This window comes from Blochmannia endosymbiont of Colobopsis nipponica (assembly GCF_014857065.1).
GTDB lineage: Bacteria > Pseudomonadota > Gammaproteobacteria > Enterobacterales > Enterobacteriaceae > Blochmanniella.
Window position 1 is genome coordinate 489,823 of sequence record NZ_CP046533.1, and the last position, 25,728, is coordinate 515,550.

Annotated in this window: 21 protein-coding genes and 1 pseudogene; 13 read left to right on the top strand and 9 right to left on the bottom strand. The window is 28.1% G+C overall.

Annotated elements, in window-relative coordinates; all coding sequences use genetic code 11:
- Positions 1-30: 30 nt before the first annotated feature.
- The gene (gene rsmD, locus GN160_RS02240) at positions 31-603 is read right to left on the bottom strand and encodes a 16S rRNA (guanine(966)-N(2))-methyltransferase RsmD (protein WP_192380047.1); all 573 of its coding nucleotides are present in this window, start codon (positions 601-603) and stop codon (positions 31-33) included.
- 130 nt (positions 604-733) lie between these two features.
- Here rsmD and ftsY point away from each other — a divergent pair, with 130 nt between their 5' ends.
- From ftsY to polA, 10 genes are all read left to right on the top strand, one after another.
- Positions 734-1,750 carry a signal recognition particle-docking protein FtsY gene (gene ftsY, locus GN160_RS02245; protein ID WP_192380049.1) on the top strand — a complete coding sequence of 339 codons (1,017 nt, stop codon included), beginning with the start codon at positions 734-736 and terminating at the stop codon, positions 1,748-1,750.
- 255 nt (positions 1,751-2,005) lie between these two features.
- The gene (rpoH, locus tag GN160_RS02250) at positions 2,006-2,863 is read left to right on the top strand and encodes an RNA polymerase sigma factor RpoH (protein ID WP_192380880.1); all 858 of its coding nucleotides are present in this window, start codon (positions 2,006-2,008) and stop codon (positions 2,861-2,863) included.
- A gap of 378 nt (positions 2,864-3,241) precedes the next feature.
- On the top strand, positions 3,242-5,533 hold the full coding sequence (metE, locus tag GN160_RS02255; protein WP_192380051.1) for a 5-methyltetrahydropteroyltriglutamate--homocysteine S-methyltransferase: 2,292 nt from the start codon (positions 3,242-3,244) through the stop codon (positions 5,531-5,533).
- Between the two features lie 248 nt (positions 5,534-5,781).
- A complete protein-coding gene (gene udp, locus GN160_RS02260) occupies positions 5,782-6,558 on the top strand; it encodes a uridine phosphorylase (RefSeq protein WP_192380053.1) in 777 nt (258 codons plus the stop codon).
- Positions 6,559-6,739: 181 nt separating this feature from the next.
- A complete protein-coding gene (rmuC, locus tag GN160_RS02265; protein ID WP_192380054.1) occupies positions 6,740-8,266 on the top strand; it encodes a DNA recombination protein RmuC in 1,527 nt (508 codons plus the stop codon).
- Between the two features lie 110 nt (positions 8,267-8,376).
- The gene (locus GN160_RS02270; RefSeq protein ID WP_192380056.1) at positions 8,377-9,138 is read left to right on the top strand and encodes a class I SAM-dependent methyltransferase; all 762 of its coding nucleotides are present in this window, start codon (positions 8,377-8,379) and stop codon (positions 9,136-9,138) included.
- A gap of 349 nt (positions 9,139-9,487) precedes the next feature.
- Complete coding sequence (gene ubiB / locus GN160_RS02275) at positions 9,488-11,128, top strand: ubiquinone biosynthesis regulatory protein kinase UbiB (RefSeq protein ID WP_192380058.1); 1,641 nt, start codon at positions 9,488-9,490, stop codon at positions 11,126-11,128.
- Between the two features lie 107 nt (positions 11,129-11,235).
- The gene (ubiD, locus tag GN160_RS02280) at positions 11,236-12,714 is read left to right on the top strand and encodes a 4-hydroxy-3-polyprenylbenzoate decarboxylase (RefSeq protein WP_192380881.1); all 1,479 of its coding nucleotides are present in this window, start codon (positions 11,236-11,238) and stop codon (positions 12,712-12,714) included.
- A gap of 188 nt (positions 12,715-12,902) precedes the next feature.
- Positions 12,903-13,532: a thiol:disulfide interchange protein DsbA gene (gene dsbA, locus GN160_RS02285; protein ID WP_192380060.1), complete on the top strand. Its 630-nt coding sequence runs from the start codon at positions 12,903-12,905 to the stop codon at positions 13,530-13,532.
- Between the two features lie 260 nt (positions 13,533-13,792).
- Positions 13,793-16,603 (top strand): DNA polymerase I, encoded by a 2,811-nt coding sequence (gene polA / locus GN160_RS02290; RefSeq protein WP_192380062.1) that lies wholly within the window; start codon positions 13,793-13,795, stop codon positions 16,601-16,603.
- Positions 16,604-16,832: 229 nt separating this feature from the next.
- Here polA and rpoZ read toward each other — a convergent pair.
- From rpoZ to coaBC, 6 genes and pseudogenes are all read right to left on the bottom strand, one after another.
- Positions 16,833-17,027: pseudogene (rpoZ, locus tag GN160_RS02295) on the bottom strand (DNA-directed RNA polymerase subunit omega); the annotation flags it as partial.
- Between the two features lie 71 nt (positions 17,028-17,098).
- Positions 17,099-17,707, bottom strand: a complete 609-nt coding sequence (gmk, locus tag GN160_RS02300) for a guanylate kinase (protein ID WP_192380066.1) — start codon at positions 17,705-17,707, stop codon at positions 17,099-17,101.
- Between the two features lie 236 nt (positions 17,708-17,943).
- Positions 17,944-18,369: a MarR family winged helix-turn-helix transcriptional regulator gene (locus GN160_RS02305; RefSeq protein WP_192380068.1), complete on the bottom strand. Its 426-nt coding sequence runs from the start codon at positions 18,367-18,369 to the stop codon at positions 17,944-17,946.
- Positions 18,370-18,987: 618 nt separating this feature from the next.
- On the bottom strand, positions 18,988-19,848 hold the full coding sequence (locus tag GN160_RS02310) for a YicC/YloC family endoribonuclease (RefSeq protein WP_263970818.1): 861 nt from the start codon (positions 19,846-19,848) through the stop codon (positions 18,988-18,990).
- Positions 19,849-19,952: 104 nt separating this feature from the next.
- Positions 19,953-20,408 carry a dUTP diphosphatase gene (gene dut, locus GN160_RS02315; protein WP_192380071.1) on the bottom strand — a complete coding sequence of 152 codons (456 nt, stop codon included), beginning with the start codon at positions 20,406-20,408 and terminating at the stop codon, positions 19,953-19,955.
- The gene (gene coaBC / locus GN160_RS02320) at positions 20,377-21,603 is read right to left on the bottom strand and encodes a bifunctional phosphopantothenoylcysteine decarboxylase/phosphopantothenate--cysteine ligase CoaBC (RefSeq protein WP_192380073.1); all 1,227 of its coding nucleotides are present in this window, start codon (positions 21,601-21,603) and stop codon (positions 20,377-20,379) included. Before coaBC ends, dut begins: the two co-directional genes overlap by 32 nt.
- Positions 21,604-22,031: 428 nt before the next feature.
- On the opposite strand from coaBC, the gene rpmB reads away from it, so the two are divergent.
- Genes rpmB through mutM form a run of 3 tightly spaced genes read left to right on the top strand, consistent with a single transcriptional unit; the run spans position 22,032 to position 23,315 of the window.
- Positions 22,032-22,286 carry a 50S ribosomal protein L28 gene (rpmB, locus tag GN160_RS02325; protein WP_192380074.1) on the top strand — a complete coding sequence of 85 codons (255 nt, stop codon included), beginning with the start codon at positions 22,032-22,034 and terminating at the stop codon, positions 22,284-22,286.
- Entirely contained in the window at positions 22,283-22,450 is a 168-nt protein-coding gene (gene rpmG / locus GN160_RS02330) for a 50S ribosomal protein L33 (protein WP_192380076.1), read from the top strand. Before rpmB ends, rpmG begins: the two co-directional genes overlap by 4 nt.
- Before the next feature lie 55 nt (positions 22,451-22,505).
- Entirely contained in the window at positions 22,506-23,315 is an 810-nt protein-coding gene (gene mutM / locus GN160_RS02335; RefSeq protein WP_192380882.1) for a bifunctional DNA-formamidopyrimidine glycosylase/DNA-(apurinic or apyrimidinic site) lyase, read from the top strand.
- Here the strand turns inward: mutM and coaD are convergent.
- Positions 23,306-23,845: a pantetheine-phosphate adenylyltransferase gene (gene coaD / locus GN160_RS02340; RefSeq protein WP_192380078.1), complete on the bottom strand. Its 540-nt coding sequence runs from the start codon at positions 23,843-23,845 to the stop codon at positions 23,306-23,308. The two genes, mutM and coaD, sit on opposite strands and share 10 nt — an antisense overlap.
- Positions 23,846-24,437: 592 nt before the next feature.
- The gene (gene waaA / locus GN160_RS02345) at positions 24,438-25,703 is read right to left on the bottom strand and encodes a lipid IV(A) 3-deoxy-D-manno-octulosonic acid transferase (protein ID WP_192380080.1); all 1,266 of its coding nucleotides are present in this window, start codon (positions 25,701-25,703) and stop codon (positions 24,438-24,440) included.
- Positions 25,704-25,728: the final 25 nt, after the last annotated feature.

Sequence of the window (25,728 nt, forward strand, 5' to 3'; positions counted from 1 at the left end):
ATTATGATGGCCGAAAGATTTTCAGTAATTTTACTTCATTGATATAAAAAGTTGATGGAGAACATTGCCTATTTTTTTTTTCCTATGTAATATCCAATTATTAGGCACCGAATATGACACATCTTTTTTTTCAGTCTCAACGTAGACGTATGCTTTATCTACAAGCAAATTATATTTTTCCAATAATTGAATAGTGATCTGTACCATACCTCTTCGAAAAGGCGGATCTATGAAAACAATGTTATATGCCTCATGTGACCTTTCTAACCATGTGTATAAATTCATGTTAATTACTACTGTTTTAACTGGGTCTAAATTTTTAATGTTTTTAATTAAGTCAAAACTGACGTTTTTGTTTTTTTCCACAAAAGTAACTTTAGCAGCATGACGTGAAAGAGCTTCTATACCTAAAGAACCAGTCCCAGCAAAACAATCCAAACAATGAGCTCCAGGCACAATTGAAAATAACCAATTAAACAATGTCTCTTTAGCTTTGTTAGTAGTGGGTCGTAGACATGGGTAATAAGACACGGATAGTTTGCGCTGCCGCCATTTACCACCTACAATACGAATATTTTTGAAATATTTATTTTTTTGATTCATTTCTTCCGAACTTATGTGATATAATAGCGTTACCTTGCGTTTGATTCTTTACTGTAAAGCTCAAGATACAAGACGTCGAATTACACACACAAAGTCAATTAAAATCTTTAAATTTAAGGATGTATATAACATGCAAATCAATGTTTATCAATCGCTCTTTCCTTGCAGAAACTTGTCGCATTTAAGATCTGCAAGTTTATTAGATAAACTAAAAAGTGGTCTAGTAAAAACTCGTCGTAAGCTAGGAAATTCAATAATTTCTCTGCTTAATTTTAAAAAAATAGATCAAAATTTGCTGGAATATATAGAGGAACAACTTATTTTAGCAGATGTAGGTATTGCAACCACACAAATTGTTATGGATAATGTAAAAAAAAAGATACCATCGTCAAGTAAAAACAATACGGAGTTTTTTTACAAGCAATTACGTCAAGAAATGTTATTAATGTTAGTCAATCTTGACCAACCGTTGTTGTTTTCAAAAAACAAAATCCCATTTGTCATTTTGATAGTAGGGGTGAATGGTGTTGGAAAAACCACTACTATCGGAAAATTAGCACATAGGTACAAATTGGAAGGTAAGAAAGTTATGTTAGCAGCTGGTGATACGTTTCGTGCTGCAGCTATAGAACAGCTACAAGCTTGGGGATCTTATAATAAAATTCCAGTTATTTCACAACATGCAGGAGCTGATGCAGCAGCCGTGATTTTCGATTCTATTCAATCAGCTAAATCTAAAAAAATGGATATATTAATTGTAGACACTGCAGGTAGACTACAAAATAAATTTCATTTAATGGATGAGTTAAAAAAAATCATCAAAACAATGAAAAAAATAAATATTAACATTCCTCATGAAATCATGTTAGTTATCGACGCTAGCACCGGTCAAAATTCCATTAATCAGATTAAAGCATTTAATGAATCAATTGGAGTCACCGGAATTATTATGACTAAATTAGATGGTACAGCTAAAGGCGGAACAATTTTTAGTATTGCAAATAAATTTAAAATTCCTATTCGTTATATTGGCATTGGAGAAGCTATTGAAGATCTACACATTTTTGAAGCGTTAAATTTCATCGAAGCTATTTTCCCTATCCATCCTCAGCTGAAATTTGGAGATAGTAGACAACGAGAATACTAATTACACATGCTTATGCATAACAATAAATTTTCAATTTGAGTTCCATTATGGTTCTGATGTTGTATTTATAGTTTAAACGTGATAGCATTTCGCTTTTAGTTCTTATGAATGCATTAACTTACTTGTTAGTTCTGTTCAGTCTAATTGGAATTATTCAATCATATCTGTGTATCGGAAACTGTAAGCAACGATGTATAATGAAGGCGGTAAAATTACCAGACGTACAAAACTCATTAAGTGAAGATATTTGAAATGATTACTAAAGATATGCACAATTTAACTTTAGTCTCTCAAGGTAATTTAGATGCTTACATCAGAGTAATAAATACCTATCCTATTTTGACGTTGGAAGAGGAGCGTGAATTAGCCGAAAGATTATATTACAATGGTGATTTATTGGCCGCTAAACAACTCATTTTATCGCATTTAAGATTTGTAGTCCACATTGCACGCAATTATTCAGGATATGGATTACCTCAAGCCGATTTAGTACAAGAAGGTAATATTGGTTTAATGAAGGCGGTGCGTCGTTTTAATCCTGAATTAGATGTACGATTAGTTTCGTTTGCTGTACATTGGATAAAAGCTGAAATTCATGAGTACGTTTTGCGAAATTGGCGTATTGTTAAAGTTGCTACTACTAAAGCGCAACGCAAGTTATTTTTTAACTTGCGCAAGACTAAACAAAGATTAGGTTGGTTTAGTCAAATAGAGGCAGAAATGGTTGCAAAAGAACTCAAAGTTACTAGCAGAGATGTACGGGAAATGGAGTCCAGAATGACAGCTAAAGATATGACTTTTGAACAACCAGTGGATGATGAGTACAAAGAAGGGTTTGGCATATATCCCATGTTATATTTACAAGACAAAGCTATTGATTCATTTCTAAATGAAGATGATACCTGGAATAATCATGTTACTACAAAGCTTCATTGCGCATTAGATAGTTTAGATGAACGTAGTAAATGTATCATTTACTCCCGTTGGTTAAATATAGATAATAAAAGTACCTTACAGCAACTAGCTGACAAATTTGGTATATCTGCTGAAAGGGTACGTCAACTGGAAAAAAATGCTATGAAAAAAATGCGTTTTACAATTGAAGCTAAATAAATGAAATTAATTTTGATTTATTTAAAATTTCTATTAGTTACGAATATAAGGTAGGTTAATAATTTATAATCTGTCATTTCAAGTGAATTAATTACTTATTTTAAAAGTAAAACGAAGTAAATTTTAATGTCGTTCTTTAACTGTAAATGCTCAAAAAACTAATTTTAAGGTTAAAATAATTAGATACTCAATTAATATAAATTGATTTTGTTCGCGCTAAAGGATTTAGCAATGTGCTTATTATCTGCATGCAAGATTTATATTTGCTATGAATGATTGAGTGTGAAAAGAATAAATTGTTTTCATCCTTTTGCGGACTATAAGTACAAGGGTTTATAATATGTTAATAGAAATTTTTGCATAATTTTGGAGAAAATAATGACAGTTTTAAGTCACATATTAGGATTTCCACGTATAGGATTGCATCGAGAATTAAAAAAATCATTAGAAAATTATTGGAATGGACAATGTAATAAAAATGATTTGTTAAAAATTGGTCGTCAATTGAGAATGCGTCATTGGCAGCAACAAAAAGATATTGGAATCGACTTAATTCCAGTTGGTGATTTTGCTTGGTATGATCATGTATTGACCAATAGCTTTATGGTTAACAATATTCCTGATCGGCATCGTAATTATGCCGGAAATGATAACGTTGATATTGATTTGCTATTTTTTGTTGCTCGGGGCGGTTATAATAATTACAAAGAATCAATAGCTGCATCTGATATGATTAAATGGTTTAATACCAACTACCATTATATAGTACCGGAGTTTGTTTTTGGACAAAAATTTGAATTAAAGTGGATTCAATTATTAGATGAAGTAGATGAAGCTTTATCATTGGGTTATAATGTTAAACCAGTATTACTTGGTCCACTTACTTATCTCTGGTTGGGTAAGACAAAAGGTAATAAATTTAATAAGTTGTTGTTGTTAGATTCTCTGTTACTTGTATATAAAGAAATTTTGGAAAAACTAGCTAAAAAAGGTATATCTTGGGTTCAAATTGACGAACCGATTCTTGTCTTAGAATTACCTAATGAATGGAAAGAAATATTTTACCATGCATATTTTCAGTTTAAAGATAATATTCAATTGTTATTGACCACATATTTTGATTCTATCAGTCATCAAATAGACGTTATTCGAGAAATACCAGTACAAGGTATACATGTAGATTGCACAATAAAAGATAATGATTTGAGTGTCATTCATAAAAAATTGCCTTCAAATTGGTTATTGTCTGCAGGAGTTATTAATGGTCGTAATATTTGGTGTTCCGATTTATATAGCTGTTTCAAGCAATTATCTTTATTGACATCTAATCGTGAAATTTGGGTGGGATCATCTTGTTCTTTGTTACATAGTCCAATTGATTTATCCAATGAAGTAAAATTAAATAAGGAAATAAAAAATCAACTTGCTTTTGCAATACAAAAGTGTAAAGAGTTGGTTATGCTACGTACCGCTTTGAATGAGATTAATGATACTCAATATCAACATGCCCTCCAACAATATTCTATACACAAATGTCCGCGATTGAATCCGAGTATAATACGTGATGAATTGGTAGAAGTTCGCTTAGAAAATATTATTTCTACAAAACATCATCGTAAACATCCTTATGAAATTCGTAAAATTGTACAAAAGGAATATTTTAAGTTACCTATTTTACCTATTACTACTATAGGCTCATTTCCTCAAACAGAAGAAATTAGAAAAATGCGTTTAGATTTTAAATCTGGACGTTTAGATTATTATTTGTATTGCGTTAACATTCGAAAATATATTAAAAAAATTATTCTAGAGCAAGAAAATATAGGATTAGATGTTTTAGTTCATGGTGAAATTGAACGTAATGATATGGTAGAATATTTTAGTGAGCATTTGAATGGTTTTATTTTTACTCAGAATGGATGGATTCAAAGTTATGGATCTCGTTGCGTTAAACCTCCTATTATTATTGGAGATGTGAGTCGTCGAGACAATAAAGAAATTACTGTAAAATGGATAAATTACGCACAATCACTTACTAATAAACCTGTTAAGGGAATGTTAACTGGTCCCATCACTATAATGTCTTGGTCTTTTTGTCGTGAAGATATAAATCCTAAAATTATTTCTTTGCAAATAGCTTCTGCTATACAAGATGAAGTAATGGATTTAGAGAATGCTGGAATCAACATTATCCAAATTGATGAGCCAGCATTTCGTGAAAGTTTACCGTTAAAAATCTCGGCTTGGTCAAAATACTTGAAATGGGCTGTTGAATCTTTTAAAGTTTGTTCTTCTTTAGCTAAAGATTCTACTCAAATACACACTCATATGTGTTATTCCGAATTCAGTGATATTATTGATATTATTGTCGAATTAGATGCTGACGTAATCACGATTGAAGCTTCCAGATCTAACCTAGATATATTAGAATGTTTTAAAGAAATAAAGAATTTTAACTCAATTGGTCCAGGTATATATGATGTCCATTCATCTGTTATACCGAGTGTAGAATATTTTACTAAGCGTTTATATAAAATATTTAAGTATATTTCTATTGAACGTTTGTGGGTTAACCCTGATTGTGGATTAAAAACTAGATCTTGGAGAGAAGTCATTCATTCTTTAACAAATATGGTACAAGCTGTAAAAAAGATGCGTAAAAATATTTAAAATATAATCAAAATCGTAACTATTTTCATTTTATGTGCAATTAATAACTAGTTTTGGATACATGGGATTCGCAATGTTATTTACAAAAATTTTTCAATTATGAGGAGCGCTGTTTTATTATTTGTCCATATAGTATTGCGGTCAAGTGGTGTATATCTTTTATTCATTTATTAATTAAATTGTGAAAATATAGCTACTTTTAGTTCACATTTTAATAACGAAATATATTTTATTTAAAGAGGTGTTTAATGTCGGTAACTAGTGCATTTCATCTTGGTTTAAATTCTTTAGATATTAAAAGTGCTATTTTAGCAATTATACCTGGAAACCCTCAAAGAGTTAGTAAAATAGCAAGTATGATGTCTAACCCATCACATTTGTCTACTCGTCGTGAGTTTGTAGTATGGCGTGCAGAAATAAATGAAAACATAATAATTGTATGTTCTACAGGAATTGGTGGTCCGTCCACTTCTATTGTGGTAGAAGAATTAGCTCAATTAGGTATTCGTATTTTTTTACGAGTGGGTACTACAGGGGCTATTCAAGAATATATTAATGTAGGTGATCTTTTAATAATAAATGCCGCTGTAAGACTTGATGGTGCTAGTCAACATTTTGCTCCTTTAGAGTTTCCTGCAGTATCAAATTTTGATTGTACAACATCTTTAGTGAAGGCTGCTAAACATGTGGGTGTAAGATTTCATTTGGGTTTTTCTGTATCTTCAGATACGTTTTATCCAGGTCAAGAACGTTACAATACATATACTGGTTATGTAATAACTAAACTACGTGGTTCAATGCAAGAATGGCAAAATATGGGCGTCATGAGTTATGAAATGGAATCAGCCACTTTGTTGACTATGTGTGCTGTTCAAGGATTGAAAGCAGGTGTGATTACAGGAGTTATTGTTAATCGCTTGAAAAATGAAATTCCAAATAATAAAACAATAAGAAAGATCGAAAAAAGTACTGCAAATGTTGTTATAAAAGCTGCTCAGATTTTGCTAACAAGCAGTTTTTGTTGATTGAAATGAGGGAAAGATGATATACCATAACTCATTATTTGTGATTTCTTAATTTAGAATTTTCCATTTTAGTATAATTATGTTACGGTTTGAATATCTAATTACTACAGTTGTATTTGTTAATATTTGTAAAAATCTTTATGATATTTTGAAGACCTTTAGGTATTAAAGGAGGTTCAATGTGGAGGTTCATTATAAAATTTGGATTTTTTGTTTTTGTTGTATTTTTATTTCTGTGATTTTTGGTTATCTAATTGGTTGGTTAATAGCTACCTTTGTACAACAAAAACGTTTTTTAAAGAAAGAAAATCAGTATGTTAATCATGAGCAAGTTTTAAAAGCAACATTGCGGGATTTAGAGGCTGAATTAAATTTATGTCATCAAATGGAGCTACAGTATAAACAAAAAGACCATTTGTTATCTGATTTTCAAAAAAAGTTATTTATTGCTGAAGAGCGTGTAGCTTCTTTAGCTTGTTTACGGCAGGAATATGATAATCTTAATAATGAGTTAAAAGTTCAACTTAATATCAATAATTGTCAAGAAGCTGAACTTAAGATAGCACTTGCACGTTTGGAAGATATTAAGTCAGTAATTGAAGAAAGAGAAAGGTTATTAGTGAATGATAAAGAAAGTTTTACAACACAATTTGAAAATTTAGCTAATCGTATCGTTGAACGCAATAATTCTAGCATGGATAAGCAGAATAAATTGAGTCTTGAAAAATTGTTAATTCCTCTTCGTGAACAAATAGATAATTTTCGTCAATTAATACAAGAAAGTTTTTATAAAGAAGAGCGTGAAAGGCATACTTTATCGCATGAAGTACATAATTTACAAAATTTAAGTGTAAAAATGTTTCAGGAAACAATTAATTTAACTAAAGCTTTAAAAGGTAATAATAAGATACAAGGAAGTTGGGGGGAAATGATTTTACATAAGGTTCTTGAATCATCCGGTATGCGAGAGGGATATGAATTTCATACTCAAGCACAATTTAAACAAGATGATGGTCGTAAGTCACAGCCTGATGTGGTAGTACATTTACCTAAAGATAAGGATGTTATTATTGATTCAAAGATGTCTTTAGTGGCTTATGAACGATATTTTAATGGCATAGATGAAATGGATCGCCAGTCAGCTCTTGAAGCACATATTAATTCTTTGAAATCCCATATTAAATTATTAGGTAAAAAAAATTATGAACAATTAATAGGTTTACGAAGTCTTGATTTTGTTTTATTGTTTGTTCCAATAGAAACTGCTCTTGTGATTGCGATAGATGCATGTCCAGAATTGATTAATGAGGCATTATCTCGTAACATTATATTAGTTGGTCCAAGTACGTTATTAGTGGCATTACGAATTATTAATAATATATGGCGTTATGAATATCAAAATCGTAACGCGCAAAAGATAGCAAAAAAAGCATCACGTTTATATGATAAAATACGTTTGTTTGTTGATGATTTTAATAAAATTGGTTTAAGTATTGATAAATTGCAAGCTAATTATCAATTAGCTAAGAAAAAATTGTTTGAGGGAACTGCTAATATTATTAGTCAAGTTGAGGGATTTCGTTGTTTAGGTGTAGAAGTTAAAAATCCTATTATTACTGATAATTTAGAGAGTGTTATTTTAACAACAGGTAATTCTTGTAATAAAGATCTTCTTGAGAAGAAAAGTGTTCAAGAGAATATTAAATAGATTGTTAGTTATCTTGTAAAATGAAAGAAGAATTTTACTTAATTGACATGTTGTCTTTAACTATTTGTTGAAATGATCTTTTTGTTTTAATTAAATTGCTTAGTTTTAATATGTCAAATAAATATAATAATGATATTACAGATTTTGGTTTTCGTTTTGTAAAGAAAAACGAAAAGACCCTGATGGTTTTTAATATTTTTAGTTCTGTGGCAACGAAGTATGATTTAATGAATGATTTAATGTCTTTTGGTATTCACCGTACTTGGAAACGAAGATTAATTAAATATAGTGAGGTTAGTTATGGACATCATGTTTTAGATATTGCTGGAGGTACTGGTGATTTGACTGTTTACTTCGCTGGTTTAGTAGGTGATCAAGGTGTGGTTGTGTTGGCTGATATTAACGATGTTATGCTAAAGGAAGGTCGCAAAAAATTACGTAATTTAGGATTAATTAGAAATATATTTTATGTTCAAGCAAATGTTGAAGCATTACCTTTTTTAAATGAGAAATTTGATTGTGTTTCTATGTCTTTTGGTTTTCGTAATGTTACTGAAAAAGAACGAGCGTTGCGTTCAATTTATAGAGTATTAAAATATGGTGGTAGATTTTTGCTTTTAGAATTTTCCCAACCATCATCTGGTTTTTTAAATACACTTTATGATATTTATTCTTTTTATTTTTTACCAAAACTTGGTAAATTAATCGTAAATGATGCAGATAGTTATCGTTATCTTGTTGAATCAATACGTATGCATCCTAGTCAAGATATTATAAGAAATATGATGTTGAATACTGGTTTTTGTAAAGTTGAGTATTTGAATATGACTGGGGGTATAGTTGCTTTACATCGTGGATATAAATTTAATTAATAGATAATGTTCTGCTTATTTTCAACGTAAATGACAAAATTTTTATATGTTGCTGAGCTAGCATGCCTGTTATAGAAAGTGGGCCTTTATTTTATTGAATAACTTATAAAACCTAGGTTTATGCTATAGGCAATCACATTATATCATGAGTAAATTTATGAACCATTAATTTTGTATATTAAATTTTCATAATTTTCATAAGTAGAATTTTGATATTTTTAAAGTTCATATTACGTTGTAATATAAGATGCTGATCTGTTTTAAATTTAATATTGTATTTTATTTAAGTTCATGTAAATAAATTATTTAAATAACATGTTTAATTACAAATAAAATTAAGGGGTATCTAATGGTTTTTAATAAATGTTACCGTTTGTATTGTATAATGCGTGTAATATTTAATTATGGTTTAATAGAATATATCCCAAAGAATAAATTAATTTTGCCGTTTCGTATATTTTATAAATTATTTTTTTGGGTACCAAATAAATATCCTAACCTATTGTTTGGTGAACGTTTGCGTTTAGCTTTTCAAGAACTTGGTCCAGTATGGGTTAAATTTGGCCAAATGCTTTCTACTCGTAGAGATATTTTTCCTTCTATTATTTCTGATCAATTGTCTATTTTACAGGATCAAGTTGAACCTTTTGATGGTGTATTAGCTCGATCGTATATTGAACACATTATGGGGCGACCTTTGGAAATGTGGTTTGATAATTTTGAAGAAAATCCATTAGCTTCTGCTTCTATATCTCAAGTTCATGTTGCTAAATTGAAGCAAAATGGGAAAGAAGTAGTTATTAAAGTGATTCGACCAGATATATTACCAGTTATTAAATCAGATATAAGTTTGATGTATAAATTAGCTAATTGGATACCTAAATTATTTTCTAAAGGGAAACGTTTAAGATTTTTAGAAGTTGTAATGGAATATGAAAAAATTATTTTTAATGAATTAAATTTGTTATATGAAATGTCGAATACGATTCGATTACGTCATAATTTCAGAAAAAGTGCAATTTTATATATACCTGAAGTTTATCCTGATTATTGTAGTAAAAATATGATGGTTATGGAGCGTATTTATGGAATATCTATCAATAAGAAATTGATGTTACAAAAACAAGGGATTGATATGAAACTATTAGCAGAGCGTAGTATTCAGATTTTCTTTGTTCAAATATTTCGTGATAGTTTTTTCCATGGTGATATGCATCCTGGTAATATTTTTGTGAGTTATAATAATCCTAGAGATCCTCAATTTATCTGTATTGATTGTGGTATTGTAGGATCTTTGAATAAGAAAGATAAATATTATTTGGCTGCAAATTTTATTGCTTTTTTGAATCGTGATTATAAAAAAGTTGCAGAATTACATATTGCTTCTGGATGGGCTCCTTCGTCTACTAATATTGAGGAATTTGAAAGCGCTATTCGTATGGTATTTGAGCCTTTGTTTGAAAAGCCTTTGGAAAATATTTCATTAAGTTATATTTTATTAAATTTATTAAATACAGCTAGATGTTTTGATATGGAGGTTCAACCTCAATTAGTATTGTTACAGAAGTCATTACTGTATATTGAAGGTATGGTTCGTCAATTATACCCTAAATTAGACTTATGGAAGACAACTAAACCATTTTTTGAAAATTGGATGAAAGAACAAGCAAGCATATCAATATTTTTTCGTAATTTAAAAGATAAAGTTCCTTATTGGAGTGAGAAGTTACCAGAAATACCTGAACTTATTTATGATGTTGTTAAGGATCATAAAATTTTGCATAAGAAAATTAATGAGGTAGCAATCGAATTGAATATATATCGTATCAAGCAAGGACAGTCGTGGTTTTTATTCGGTATTGGATCTACTTTAATACTGATTGGTATTTTTTTATATATTCAAGGCAATACTATTAATGTGTTGTATTTCAGTTTTTTATTTTTAGGCTTAGTAAGTTGGATTTTTGGTTGGAGAAAATTATGTAATTAATTTATTTATTTTTTTTTGAAATATTTGTTGATACACCTTAAATTTATGTAGTTGTAGATCATGTGTACTATTTAGTAATAGTTATTGATGAATTAGTATGGATAATTATGAGTTCAAATAAAAATTTGCGTAATTTCATTTCTGCATTAGAAAAATCAGGAGATTTAAAAATTATCGATTTACCAATTGATCCTTATTTAGAAATAACAGAAATCGCAAAACGTACTTTGGAAAATGAAGGGCCTGCGTTATTATTTAATTATCCTAAAAATTACAACATGCCTGTCCTCTGCAATTTATTTGGTACTGTTAATAGGATTATTTTGGGCATGGGTCAAAAGAATATTGAAGATTTACGTGATATAGGCAAATTGTTAGCTTTTTTAAAGGAGCCAAAACCACCTCAAGGATTGCGTGATTTGTTTGATCAATTTCCTAAATTTCGTCGTATTTTTCATATGAGAGTGAAACGTTTAAATACAGCTTCTTGTCAAGAAGAAATTTATCAAAGTCAAAATGTTGATTTAAATTGCCTTCCAATTATGCATTGTTGGCCAAGAGATGTATCTCCGGTAATTACTTGGGGATTGACTATTACTCGCGGTTTAAGAAGAACAAGACAAAATATTGGTATTTATCGTCAACAGGTTTTAGCTAAAAATAAATTGATTATGAGATGGTTGCCTAATCGAGGAGGGGCTTTGGATTTCAAAGAATGGTTAGAGCATTGCCCTGGGAAAAGATTTCCTGTGACAGTATCTTTAGGGGCAGATCCGGCTACTTTATTAGCTGCGGTTGTGCCTGTTCCTGATAAATTATCAGAGTATGCTTTAGCTGGGTTATTTCGTGGTTCTAAAACTGAAGTAGTGAAGTGCGTTTCATGTGATCTTGAAGTTCCAGCTAGTTCTGAAGTTATATTAGAAGGTTATATTGAAAAAGGAATAACTTCTATAGAAGGACCATTTGGCGATCATACTGGTTATTATAATAGCACCGATTTTTTTCCTGTTTTTACCGTTACTCATCTTACTCAAAGACACAATGCTATTTATCATTCTACTTATACTGGACGTCCTCCTGATGAACCTTCTAGAATTGGAATGATAATGAACGAAATTTTTATACCTATTTTGCAAAATAAATTTCCTGAAATTATTGATTTTTATTTACCTCCTGAGGGATGTTCTTATAGAATTGCATTAGTTAGAATTCAGAAATATTATTTAGGTCATGCTAGGCAAATCATGTTGGGTATTTGGTCTTTTTTGCGTCAATTTATGTATACTAAGTTTATTATTATCTGTGATGATGATATTGATATTCGTAATTGGAAAGATGTAATTTGGTCGATTAGTACTCGTGTAGATCCTTTTCGAGATATTATGATTCTTGAGTCAATGCCTATTGATTATCTTGATTTTGCTTCTCCTATATCTGGTTTAGGTTCTAAATTAGGAATGGATGCTACTAATAAATGGCCTGGTGAAACTCAACGTGAATGGGGTATTCCTATTAAAATGGATAAGAAAGTTTGTGATTATGTTGATAGTATTTGGGATGAGTTAGATATTTTAAAAGTTAAGTAATTTACTATTTTTTTATTTTTGTTTTTGTGTAAAATTGATATTTATCTGAATCAATTATTAGCAGGTGAGTGTTTATGATTAAAAATGATAGACCACATTATTATTTTAGTTTTGGTAATTTGCAATATTTATAGGAATTTTTTATTAATTTGTGGCTTTAGTGTCCTATATGGCGTAAAATAAATATTATGAAAAAAAAAATTTTGGCATTTATAGCATGTTTGTTTTTATCTATTAATGTATTTTCATCAAGTTTTTATGAAGGGCAACAATATATTAAGTTGTGTAATCCTGTTAGTGATGCACCTCAATTATTAGAATTTTTTTCTTTTTATTGTCCTCATTGTTATCAATTTGAAGAAGTTTATCAAATTTCTACTAAAATCAAAAAATTTTTACCTTATGATATTAAAATAGTTAGATATCATGTTGATTTTTTAGGTAAAATGGGTAAACAGTTAACGCGTGCTTGGGCTGTAGCAGTAGCTATGGGGATAGAAGATGAAATTAATCGATTAATTTTCGAAGCTGTACACAAAAATAAAAATATGTCTATTAATTCTTTTGAAGACATTCGTAGGGTATTTTTACAATTTGGTGTTAATCCCGAACAATACGATTTGTTTTGGAATAGTTCTTTTGTTAATAATTTGGTCAATCAACAACAGAAAGCAGTTGCTGATTTTAAATTGCGTGGTGTACCTGCTATTTTTGTCAATGGTAAGTATATGATAAAGAACGATGCTTTGGATACATCATCTGTAGATAAATATATTAAGCAATTTGGTGAATTGCTTAGTGTGCTTATTGAAAAATAGATATAAATTTGTATTGAATAAGAAATTTAATTTTAGATTGTATTTATTAAAGCTAATGGTGGGGTCTGGTTTTATAATAATTATTATTTACAAATGCAAGTTCGTTATTCTTATTAATTGTCATTCTGACTTTGTTGTAGGATAGATAGAATACAGTTTGAGATTTTTTTAGTAGTAGATATGCTAAGATTGGTTTTTCGTTTTGTGTAATATTTTGTGTTATTTAAATATAGTTAATTACCAGATATATCAAATTTAAAATGATTGATCATCCGTTAATTATTGTAGATGGTTCTTTTTATCTCCATCGAGCTTATCATGCTTTTCCTATTTTGGTGAATAGTGCTAAAGAGCCAGTTTGGGTGATATATGGCGTCTTGAGTATGTTAAAAAAAATTTTGATTAATTATAAGCCAGAATATATGGTTGTAGTATTTGATTCTGGTGGTCAGACTTTTCGTAATTTTTTATTTGATAAATATAAAATTAATAGAGCAAAAATGCCAAATGATTTATATGTTCAAATAAAACCATTATGTAAGTTGATTAGAGCTATGGGTATACCATTAATAATGGAATCCAACATAGAAGCTGATGATATCATAGGTACTTTATCTTTATTTGCAACACGTTTGAAAAGAAAAGTTTTAATTTTTAGTAATGATAAAGATATGGCCCAATTAGTTTCTACGATGGTGACTGTAGTAAATACTACATCGAATATTATGTTGGATCCTAAAGAAGTAGAATTAAAATTTGGTGTACCTCCTTGTTCTATAGTAGATTATTTATCATTAGTTGGAGATTCGTCAGATAATATTCCTGGCGTACCGAATATAGGCGAAAAAACGGCTAGAATTTTATTACATAATTTTGGTAATTTAGATGGTATATATAGTCATTTATCAGAGATATCTATTCTAAAATTTCGTGGCTCTAAAAGTGTAGAGATTAATTTAAGAAATCATCGAGCAATGGCGTTTCTTTCGTATAAATTAGCTTCTATTAAAACTGATTTGGTTCTAGATATTAATTCATGCAATCAATTATTGTTACATGAACCTAATGTTGTAATGTTGATGTCGTTATTTAAACGTTATGATTTTAAAAATTGGTTACAGGATATTGAAAATAATAAATGGTTAGTTGGGTGTAAAAATGCTATTCTGGGTTTTCGAGATGTTTTGAATATTTCTCCGCTTCCCAAATCTTCAAATCGGCAACAGTTACAAAAGACATTTGATATAGATTATCAAATAATTTATAATATGCAGTTATTTTCCCAGTGTGTCACTCAGATTCGTAGTGTTAAATTATTTGCATTTGATATTGTGATAGATAGTTTGGATGTTTCAGCAGCTAATTTAGTGGGTATTTTTTTATCTGTAGTTTCTGGTAAAGTTTTATATTTACCTATGTCTAAATTTTTTATTGTTAATGATGATATTAATAATGATTTTATTAGATTAGATTATATACAAGTTTTAGTAGAGTTGAAATCTATATTTGAAGATTCTGATATAGATAAAGTTGGTTATGATTTAAAAATTGATTATAGTGTATTTAAGCGATATAACATTTATTTATTGAATAGAGTTTTTGATATTCGTATAGAGTTTTATTTATTGTATGGTATTTTCCAAATTAATAATTTAGCTAAATTTGCGGATGATGATATAGTACAGAGAATGCTTGTTTTTCAGAAAAATAACCGTGAAAAAAAATTTAATAAATTTTTATTATCTGGCACCTTTAATCAAGATCTTTTTTATTCTATAGTTAAACATTTTAGTCTAATTTTAGATTTACATAAAAAATTATGGCCTAAAATTATACAAGACCTTAATTTGAAAAAAATATTTGAAGAAATAGAAATGCCTTTAATATCAGTATTGTCTCACATTGAATGTATTGGGGTATTAGTTGATAAAACTATTCTTAACAGTTATTCCTTAGAATTGAAAGATCGTATTAGTAAATTAGAAATTTGTGCTCATAAGTTAGCGAATGAATCATTTAATTTATCTTCGGTTAAAGAATTGCGAAGAATTTTATATTTGAAACAAAAAATACCAGTTTTAAAAAAAACTCCTCTGGGTTTTCCATCTACTAACGAAGAAGTTTTAAAAAAATTATCTTCGAAATATCCTATATCTAAGATTATCTTGAAATATCGTAATTTAGTTAAGTTAAAATCTGTTTATGCTGATAGGTTGCCTACGATGATTAATCAAAAATCTAAACGCATTCATACTTCTTATCATCAGACTATGACAAGTACTGGTCGTTTGTCATCTACTAATCCAAATTTACAAAATATTCCTATTAGGAATAATGATGGACGACGAGTTAGACAAGCGTTTGTTGTTCCTCCTGATTATTTGATGTTATCAGTTGATTATTCACAGATTGAATTACGAGTTATGGCTCATTTATCTAATGATAAAGAATTGTTGAGTGTTTTTCTTTCAGATCAAGATGTTCATTGTATTACTGCATCTGAATTGTTTGTGACTTCTTTAGATAGAGTTACTGATGATCAACGTTATAGAGCTAAAATTATTAATTTTGGTTTAATTTATGGGATGACTGCTTTTGGTTTAGCAAATCAATTATCTGTAACACGTATGGAAGCTCAGCATTATATAGATGTTTATTTTGCTCGTTATCCAGGTATTAAGAAATATATGAAATTTATTTGCAAACAAATTAATACTTATGGATATGTTACTACTATTGAGGGTCGAAAATTATATATTTCAGATTTTAATTTAAATGTTAAAAAATATAAGAAAAATATTGAACGTGCAGCAATTAATGCTCCTGTACAAGGTAGTGCTGCTGATATAGTTAAACGTGCAATGTTAGTCATCGATAGTTATTTATGTAAGGAATCAATTCCAGCACATATGATTATTCAGGTTCATGATGAATTAATATTTGAAATACATCGTGATGTAGTTCTTGATTTTATTCCACGTGTTAAAGAATTAATGGAAAATTGTTTTTTATTGTCTGTTCCATTGAAAGTTAAAGTTAGTGTTGGTAAAAATTGGAGTCAGGTATACTAGGTTTATGAAAGTAGTAAAATACTCTTTATTTATAAATGAATTTCGTATAATTTAGTTGATTTATGTTTTCATTAAATTAGGATAAATGTTTGTTTATTTATTTTAATATTTTTTTGAAATCGATACTTTTCTTAAGTACGGCTTAAAATTTAGTGAATATATATTGCAATCTATATCTTATTTATAAGATTTTTTCTTTAGTGATATTTTTATTTGATAGATATATATTTTCTAAGTATCTTTTATCTATTAAACCTTTTTCAATTTCTCTTAGTGCTATTACAGTATATTTATCATTTTCTTCTGGTATTAAAGCTTCTTGCATGCCAAGTTGAATTTGGCGTGCACGTCGTGAGGCAATTAATACTAAATCAAATAAATTACCAATTTTTTCAACTGCGCGTTGTACTGTGATTCGTGCCATTAGTTTGAAAATCTTAACAAATAACGATTATTATATTCTTTTTAAGGCAAAAATCCACTGATAATTTGATGTTAATTTATTTTGTTTGATTTTTGGTGTATTGTTTTTATTTTTTCGGCTAATATTATGCGTCTTAGATTGGATAATGCAATATTAAAATTATCATTAACAATTAAATAGTCGTATTCTTTAATATGATTAAGTTCATTATTTGCATGTTTTGTTCTTTGAATTATTGTTTTTTCTTTTTCTTTTTGATTTCGGTTTCTTAATCTTCGTTCAAGTTCTTCTGTAGAAGGGGGTATAATAAAAATGCTGCAAGTTTTTGCTATTTTATTACGAACTTTTTGAGCTCCTTTCCAATCGATATTTAAAAGAATATCTACTCCTATCTTTAAGATTGGTTCGATAGAACTTTTAGAAGTACCGTAATAGTTATTAAATGTTTTTGTATATTCAAAAAAAATATTTTTTTGTATCATGTTTTTGAATTGTATTGTTGATATGAAATGATAATGTTTGCCATTAATTTCTCCAGGTCTGATATTGCGTGTTGTATATGATGTGACTATATGTATATTAGTCAATGATTCGTTTTGTGTGTTTATTAATGCATCAATTAAACTAGATTTTCCAGTTCCGCTTGGAGCGGAAATAATGTATGCGATTCCTGTTTTCATAGATTGTTTAGAGAATGTTAATTTATTATTTAATATTAATTATAATTATTTGATAAGATTGTTATCTGGATTCTTATATGTATCACATATGTATTTAATTTTTAAGTAATTTAAAGAATTATAAGGTATTATTCGGTAATAACATCGTGCAAACCGTTTATTTAGTAGTTATTTTGTGTAAAGTTAATAATATTCAACAAATATAATGTCAGTAATTTTGTTAGGTTTTATTTATGTCATTTTTTTTGTGATTCAAGAACGTTACATACTTCTTTGAAATTTTTCAGTTGTTTTTCAGACAAAGATTCAAATATTTTATTTAGAATTATTTTATGGATTTTTTCTGCAGCATGTAGTTTTACTTGACCTTTTTCTGTTATATTTACGTATTTTACTCTACGGTCAGTTGGACTTTGCTTTCTTCTTAACATGTCTTCTTTTTCTAATGCATCTAATACAGTGACTACTGTTCGCGATGAGAATCCCATATAATTTTTGATATCTGTTGCACTGGTTTTTCCAGTAGTAATAAGATGTAATATTTTCATTTTTGATATTGAAAGTCCTTCATTAATTAGTTTGCCGTTTATTTCTTTACGTAATTGGTGATAAATTTTAGATAAAGATTCTACTATTGCGCAAATATCTATGTTTTTGTTCATTATTAAGATCTCTAATATGATTTATTATTAATTATGTTGTTTTCTTCTATTTTGTTTTCTTTTTGTGTTTAAGTTTTAATAAAAAATTTTCTTAAGTTTGTAACATTTCCTCAATTTTTAATTTGAGATGTTTAAGCATTAGATATAATTAATATTTTATAAATGCTAAAGTCAATAAGTGATGCTATATTGTTACGGCGTTAATATTAATTTAAGAAATATCTAGAATTATTGTAGAGTTTATCGAAGTTTTTAGAAAATTTAAATAAAATGGTCTAATATAAGAAATAAAGTTTTATAAAAAGATAAATAAATATTTTTTATATTTTAAGTTTTTAGTTGCTTATAGTTGAGAAAGTTCTTTTTTGATTTTGTTTAAATATAAATTCGAAATTCAAAATTATTTAAACATTTTAAAAATAAATATAATAAATAATAAATTTATATAAAATCAAAAATATAAATATTTGAAATTAATTTATCTTAATTTATTTCATTTTTTAAATTATTAAAAAAGTTTTTTTATATAAAATATAAATTTATTATTTATTATATTTATTTATAATTAGGATTTAAATAAGATTTAATCTGGACGTTGTTTTTAATAAAATAATTTTCTTATTCTATATTTTGTGCTTGTTCTCTAATTTGTTCAATTAATGTTTTTATTTCGATTGCTGATTTTGTTATATAAATGTTACTAGATTTAGATGTGACGGTATTTGTTTCTCTATTAAGTTCTTGCATCATAAAATCTAATTTTCTACCAATTGCCCCTTTTTCTTTTTTGAGAATGTTTTCAGTTTCTTTTAGATATAAATTTAAAAGATCTATTTCTTCCGAAATATCAGATTTTTGAGCAAAAATGAATAGTTCTTGCTCTGTTCTATTTACATCTACATGAAATTTAATTTCTTCAATTTTTTTTAATAACTGTTTGCGTTTTTCAATAAGAATTGTAGGTATTTTATCTTTGATATTATTAAGTTCTATCTTTATGATAGATAGTTTTTGTTCGATTATTTCTTTTATTGCAGCTCCTTCTCTTTTTCTATTGTTTATGAAGTCACCTAATACTGAGTGAAAACATTTAAGTAGTTCAGATTGAATGTTGTTATTGTTCAAATTCTTTTTTTTTTTAATTAATATTCCAGGCCAATTTAATATTTTTATAATGTCTATTTCTCCTTCACCGTTTTTTTTCTTTATTTTTTTTATTATACATGTTAATTGATTAAGCATTTTTTTATTTATATCTAATATGTTAACGTTATCTAAATCCATATTAGACTGTAATATACATTCTATTCTACCGCGAGTTAAATGTGTTTTTATATTTTTGTAAATTATTTCTTTTAGTTCACTAAATTGTTCAGGTAAGATAATATTAATTTCTAGGTAACGTTGGTTAACAGAACGTATTTCCCAGGCAGCAGATCCCCATTTATTTTGTATTATATGTCTTGCAAATGCTGTCATACTATGTACCATCAGATTATTTATCCTATAGTTTATATAATATAAAATATTAAAATATTATTGCGAGATTTTAGAGTTTTGTATTTTAATATAGTTTTATTTATCTAGAATCTTCCAGAGTGTCCGAAATTTCCTTTTCCTCGTTTGTTTTTTTTAAAATTTTTTACTATGTTGAATCTTATTTGTCTAATATGTAAAAAAAGTAGTTGTGCAATTCTTTCTCCTGGACGTATTACGTATTTTTTTGTACTTCTATTCCACAAAGATATCATGATAGGCCCTTGATAGTCAGAATCAATCAATCCTATTAAATTCCCTAAAACAATACCATGTTGATGTCCTAACCCTGATCTTGGTAGTATTATTGCAGCTAATTTTACATCGTCGATGTGAATTGCTAATCCGCTTGAAATAAGGTGTGTTTTATTAGGAGTCATTACAAGTGGTTTTTTTAGACAAGCATGCAAGTCCAAACCAGCAGATCCTAGTGTGGCATAACTAGGTAATGTGACTGTTTTCTTTATTTGTTTATTTAATATTTTTATATTTATTTTTTTCATTGTAACATAATAATATTTTTTTCAAAAGTTGTTGAGCAAGTAAGGTTTTGTTATTTAATGGTAGTTTTGTTTTTCCATTATGCCAAAATAAATATAATGAGTTATGGTCACTATTAAATCCCTGACCGACAAGTGAAATATCGTTAGCGCATATTAAGTCTAAATGTTTGTTTATTCGTTTAATTTGTGCATTTTTTTCTATATCATTAGTTTCAGCGGCAAAGCCTACAACATATGGTCTATTTTTTGTTAATGCTCCAACATTTGCGATGATATCAGGATTTTTAATCATATTAATTATTATGTGGTTACTATGTTTTTTTATTTTTTTTATTGAAGGTTCATTAATACGATAATCTACTACTGCTGCACATCCTATAAAAATTTGCTGATTATGTATTTTTTTCATTACAGCTTCTTGCATTTCTAATGCACTTGTAACATTTATACGCTTTACTCCTGAAGGGGTATCTAAATGTACAGGTCCTGAAATTAAAGTTACTTTTGCTCCTTTTGAGGCAGCAACTCGAGCTATGGAAAATCCCATTTTTCCGGAGCTATGGTTAGATAAGAAACGTATTGGATCTAAAGCTTCACGTGTAGGCCCAGCAGTAATCATTATATTAAGGCGATTTAACGAAATTTTTCTTTTAAAATAATGGTATGTTAAGTCAACAATTTTTAATGGTTCACACATACGACCGTAACCATTATCATTGCAAGCTTGATTTCCTGTATCTGGACCCCATAGCAATATTCCACGTTTTTTAAGTATATTAAGATTATGTTGAGTGGCTGCGGCTTTATACATTTGTTGATTCATTGCTGGTACAACCGCAATAGGAGCTTTAGTTGCTAAACATAAAGTACTAATTATATCTGTCGCAAATCCTGCTGCAAGGTGGGCTAATAAATTTGCAGTAGCTGGTGCAAGTAAAATTAAGTCGGCCCATTTTGCTAATTTTATATGGTCCATGCCGGTGTTTGACGTAACGTTAAATAAATTACTGATTACTGGATAAGATGAAACTACTTTTAGACTTAATGGGGTAATAAATGATTTAGCGGTAGACGTCATTATGACGCGTACATATGCTCCTTTTTTTCGTAAGCGACGAATTAATTCTGGAGCTTTATAAGCAGCGATACTTCCGCTTACTCCTAAAATAATATTTTTACCTTCCAATTCTGTCATTTTATTTTAATATTCAGTGTTTATATATTAGGGTATTATAGTTTGTTTATCTCAATACATACAGTTAATCTTTATTGTATGAAATATGTAGTATATGAAACGCTTTGTTATTTTGTATCTAAATATGTCAGAATGATATTTCATAAAATATTTTGTATGATTTGTTTAAGGCAGTTGTGTATTATATAAAATTTTTTTTGGTTTTAAAGGTTTCATATCTGTTTTGTTTTGATCTTTAATGTATTACACTAATTATTGTAGTTTCCAGTTTTGTTTAGTTTTTTATTTAATTTGTATATTTATAATTTTATTTATTGTTTTGTTCGAATATGTATTTTATCAAAAAATTTATATTCAGGAAGAATCTTTTAGTATATAATGAATACGCATGATGTCGGTTTTATTTGTGCGATTAAGTTGGGGTTTTTATGTCCAGGATTTGTCAAATTACTGGTAAAATTTCGATGAGTGGGAATAGGCGTTCTCATGCAATGAATGCAACTAAACGTCGTTTTTTACCGAATTTGCATTTTCATCGTTTTTGGATAGATGAAGAGAAACGTTTTATAATTTTGCGTGTATCTGCTAAAGGTATACGTATAATAGATAAGAAAGGAATTAAGAAATTTTTAAATAATTTGCAAATTCGTAGATTTACACGTTGTAAGAAGGAATGGTCATGAGCAAGAGAAACCGAGAGAATATTCAGTTGTTTTCTTCTGCCGATACAGGGCACTTTTATAGTAGCACTAAAAATAAACGGAAAAAATTGGAAAAGATAGAATTAAGAAAATTTGATCCTGTGATACGTAAACATGTTTTGTACAAAGAAAGAAAGTCAAAGTGATTTATGTTGTATCGTATCTTTCGTAAATTAAATTAATTAGAAGTTAGGTTTGAAGTTGCCCGAATTACCGGAGATAGAAGTTACTTGTAGAGCTATTGTCCCTTTGATGATTCGTCGTGTTATTTTGAATACGAGAGTGTATAATGTAAATTTACGCTATTTGTTATCAGATAAGATTATTAGTTTGACTAATGAATATGTAATTGACGTTCAACGTAGAGCGAAATTTTTGTTATTTCAGTTGTATACGGGTTGGATAGTTGGTCATTTTGGTATATCTGGATATTTAAAAGTGTTGAGATATCAACAGAATCCAACTAAACATTGTCATTTGGATTTTGTTATGGATAATGGTTATATCATTCGTTATGTAGATATAAGAAAATTTGGATTTTGGATTTGGAAAGATGATTCGTATGTTAAAAGTCTATCAGCATCTCTTGGAATTGAACCTTTTGATAAAGAGTTTAGTGGTTCTTGGTTGTTTGAGAAGTCTCGTAATAGGCATAGATTAATTAAGTTATGGTTAATGGATTCTAAAGTAATAGCTGGTATTGGTAATATTTATGCTAATGAATCGTTGTTCATTTCTGGTATTTTACCTGATAGATTAGCTTCATCTTTAAGTAAGCAGGAGGCGTTCTTGTTAGTTAAGAATATAAAGCAGGTGTTATCCGATTCTATTAGATGTGGAGGAACAACAATCCGAAATTTTTTTCAGCCTGATGGTAAGTCTGGTTTATTTGTAGAAAAAATACAGGTATATGGACGAAAAAATAAGCCTTGTTTGATTTGTGGTAATTTAATAGAATTTAAGATTCTTGGTGGTCGTAGTACTTTTTTTTGTTTACAATGTCAATCGTGATTTGTTTTTGGGTATATTATTTTGTTATGTTTATTTTTTGACGTGTATTTTGTTGTCTTAATTTTTTCAATTACTGCTGTGGCTATGTATTTAGGTAGAAAATTGTTTAGATTACATCCATGAGTTGCTAGTTCTTTTATTATAGATGAAGAAAGGTAAGAGTACCTCTCATTAGTTAACATAAAGATGCTTTCTATTTCAGGGTTCAAGTGACGATTGATTCTTGCAAGTTGTATTTCGAGTTCGAAGTCAGCTATCGTTCGTAATCCTCTTATTAAGATATTGATTTTTTTTTCTTTTGCAAAGTTTACAATTAAACCATCAACACTTGATATCGAAACTTTAGTTAAATGCTTAGTAGCTTGAGTTGCCATTGTAACTCTTTCATTAATATTGAAAAGTGTTTTTTTTTGAGGGTTATTAGTGATTGCTAAAATTACCAAATCAAATATTTTTTCTGTTCTAGTTAATAGATCTAAATGTCCATTAGTTAATGGATCGAAGGTTCCTGGGTAAATAGCTTTGATCATTTTTTATTTTTAAGAGACTAAAGAGTAGAATTGAAATGTATTGTATATTAATTATTTATAAGTAACTAATTGTGTTTTCATTTAAAAATCTTTTATGTTTTATTTAAAGAAATTATAAGCATGAAAGATATCAATAATTATATTATAATATTCTTTTTTTTTAAATTTTTCTTTAGTATATATTTTATTTATTTAACTTCTAAAAGTATTTCGAGGATGGATATAATCTTATTTTTTTTTGAATAATTGTTTTATAGTATACAAATTGCTTTAGGAATAAATTATATCTATAAAATATATTTTGTTTTGTTTTTTTTTGATATTGATTTAATTTTTATTTGGTTTATAACATGTCACTTATTAATATTAATTTGTAGAAAATAAATTCTCGTAAGCGTACTTTTAATTTTTGTTGTTATCTGAATTTAATTATGATTTTTATATTTAAACACTTAGGTTGTGTTTATTTATATAATTTATTGTTTTATTTTTGTTATTTCATTTACTTTATCTAAGATAGTAAATTATTTGATTTATTTCCTTTATACATAATTTATTAAGAATATATGATAAGGTTACCTTTTAGAATATTTTACTGATTTTTTGTTAGGTATGGTTTTAATAAATGTAGTAATTTTTTTAATGAACCTTTGTTTTTATTTAGAAATTTATTTGCATTAAATCCAAGTTTTAATCTATGTTTTTTATTTTTTAATATTTTGTGAATTTCAGTTGTTAATGTAGTTACATTATTAATTGTTATTAATCCATGTTTTTTAGTGAGTTTAATACAGATATCTTGAAAATTTAAAATATGTGGCCCCATTATAATTGGAATGCTGTGAGCTGCTGCTTCTAATGGATTATGACCTCCATGTTTTACCAAGCTTCCACCAATAAAAGCTAAATCTGCTATTCCATATAATAACATAAGTTCTCCCATAGTGTCATTTATGATTACTTGAGTAGTATTTGATGGATTTTTGCCGCTACTTCGTGACAAAAATTTGAATTTGGCTTTTGCGGTAATTTTTTTTACTTCTGTGAAACGTTCAGGATGTCTTGGAGTTAAAATCATTAGTAAGTTAGGAAATATTTTTAATAGCATTTTATGTGCATTGAGAAGTATTTTTTCTTCTCCATAATGAGTGCTGGCAGCTATCCATATTGGACGTTTATTATTCCATTGTTCACGTAATTTTTGTGATTGTTGTATTAAATTTTTATTAAGATGTATTTCAAATTTTAAATTACCGGTAATTGCAAGTTTATTTTTTTTTAATCCTAATTCCATGAATCTTAATCCATCTTTTTGATTTTGTGCAGCTACTAAAGTAATATTTAGTATAACTGATTTAAAAAATTTTCTGATTTTTTTATAACCTATGAATGATTTAATAGATAAGCGCGCATTAGCTATTATACATGGTATATTTTTATAATATAATGAATTAATTAGATTAGGCCATATTTCTGTTTCCATGATTATTACCAACATGGGATTAGTGTGCTTTATAAACCTGTTTGTTGCTCCAGGTAGATCATATGGTAAGTAGCTGTAACTTACTTTGTTACCGAATATCAATTTTGCTTGTCTTATCCCGGTTGGTGTCATTGTGGTTATAGTTATAGGAATATCTGGGTATAGTTTTTGCAATGAATGCACTAATGGTGCAGCTGCAAATATTTCACCTATCGATACGGAATGTAATATAATACCTCTGTTTCTGAAATTTTGTTTATAAAATCCATAGCGTTCAGTCAAGTTGTATCGATAAGCAGGTATACGTATACTGTTCCATAACAGTTTTATCCAAATGAAAGGCTGAATTAAGTAAATTAATATGTTGTAAATCATAAATAATTTAGGTTATACCTTTATA

Coding starts and splice junctions, on each gene's coding strand:
- rsmD (WP_192380047.1), bottom strand. CDS start 603: ATGAATCAAAAAAATAAATATTTCAAAAATATTCGTATTGTAGGTGGT.
- ftsY (WP_192380049.1), top strand. CDS start 734: ATGCAAATCAATGTTTATCAATCGCTCTTTCCTTGCAGAAACTTGTCG.
- metE (WP_192380051.1), top strand. CDS start 3,242: ATGACAGTTTTAAGTCACATATTAGGATTTCCACGTATAGGATTGCAT.
- udp (WP_192380053.1), top strand. CDS start 5,782: ATGTCGGTAACTAGTGCATTTCATCTTGGTTTAAATTCTTTAGATATT.
- GN160_RS02270 (WP_192380056.1), top strand. CDS start 8,377: ATGTCAAATAAATATAATAATGATATTACAGATTTTGGTTTTCGTTTT.
- ubiB (WP_192380058.1), top strand. CDS start 9,488: ATGGTTTTTAATAAATGTTACCGTTTGTATTGTATAATGCGTGTAATA.
- ubiD (WP_192380881.1), top strand. CDS start 11,236: ATGAGTTCAAATAAAAATTTGCGTAATTTCATTTCTGCATTAGAAAAA.
- dsbA (WP_192380060.1), top strand. CDS start 12,903: ATGAAAAAAAAAATTTTGGCATTTATAGCATGTTTGTTTTTATCTATT.
- polA (WP_192380062.1), top strand. CDS start 13,793: ATGATTGATCATCCGTTAATTATTGTAGATGGTTCTTTTTATCTCCAT.
- gmk (WP_192380066.1), bottom strand. CDS start 17,707: ATGAAAACAGGAATCGCATACATTATTTCCGCTCCAAGCGGAACTGGA.
- GN160_RS02305 (WP_192380068.1), bottom strand. CDS start 18,369: ATGAACAAAAACATAGATATTTGCGCAATAGTAGAATCTTTATCTAAA.
- GN160_RS02310 (WP_263970818.1), bottom strand. CDS start 19,848: ATGACAGCATTTGCAAGACATATAATACAAAATAAATGGGGATCTGCT.
- dut (WP_192380071.1), bottom strand. CDS start 20,408: ATGAAAAAAATAAATATAAAAATATTAAATAAACAAATAAAGAAAACA.
- coaBC (WP_192380073.1), bottom strand. CDS start 21,603: ATGACAGAATTGGAAGGTAAAAATATTATTTTAGGAGTAAGCGGAAGT.
- rpmB (WP_192380074.1), top strand. CDS start 22,032: ATGTCCAGGATTTGTCAAATTACTGGTAAAATTTCGATGAGTGGGAAT.
- rpmG (WP_192380076.1), top strand. CDS start 22,283: ATGAGCAAGAGAAACCGAGAGAATATTCAGTTGTTTTCTTCTGCCGAT.
- coaD (WP_192380078.1), bottom strand. CDS start 23,845: ATGATCAAAGCTATTTACCCAGGAACCTTCGATCCATTAACTAATGGA.
- waaA (WP_192380080.1), bottom strand. CDS start 25,703: ATGATTTACAACATATTAATTTACTTAATTCAGCCTTTCATTTGGATA.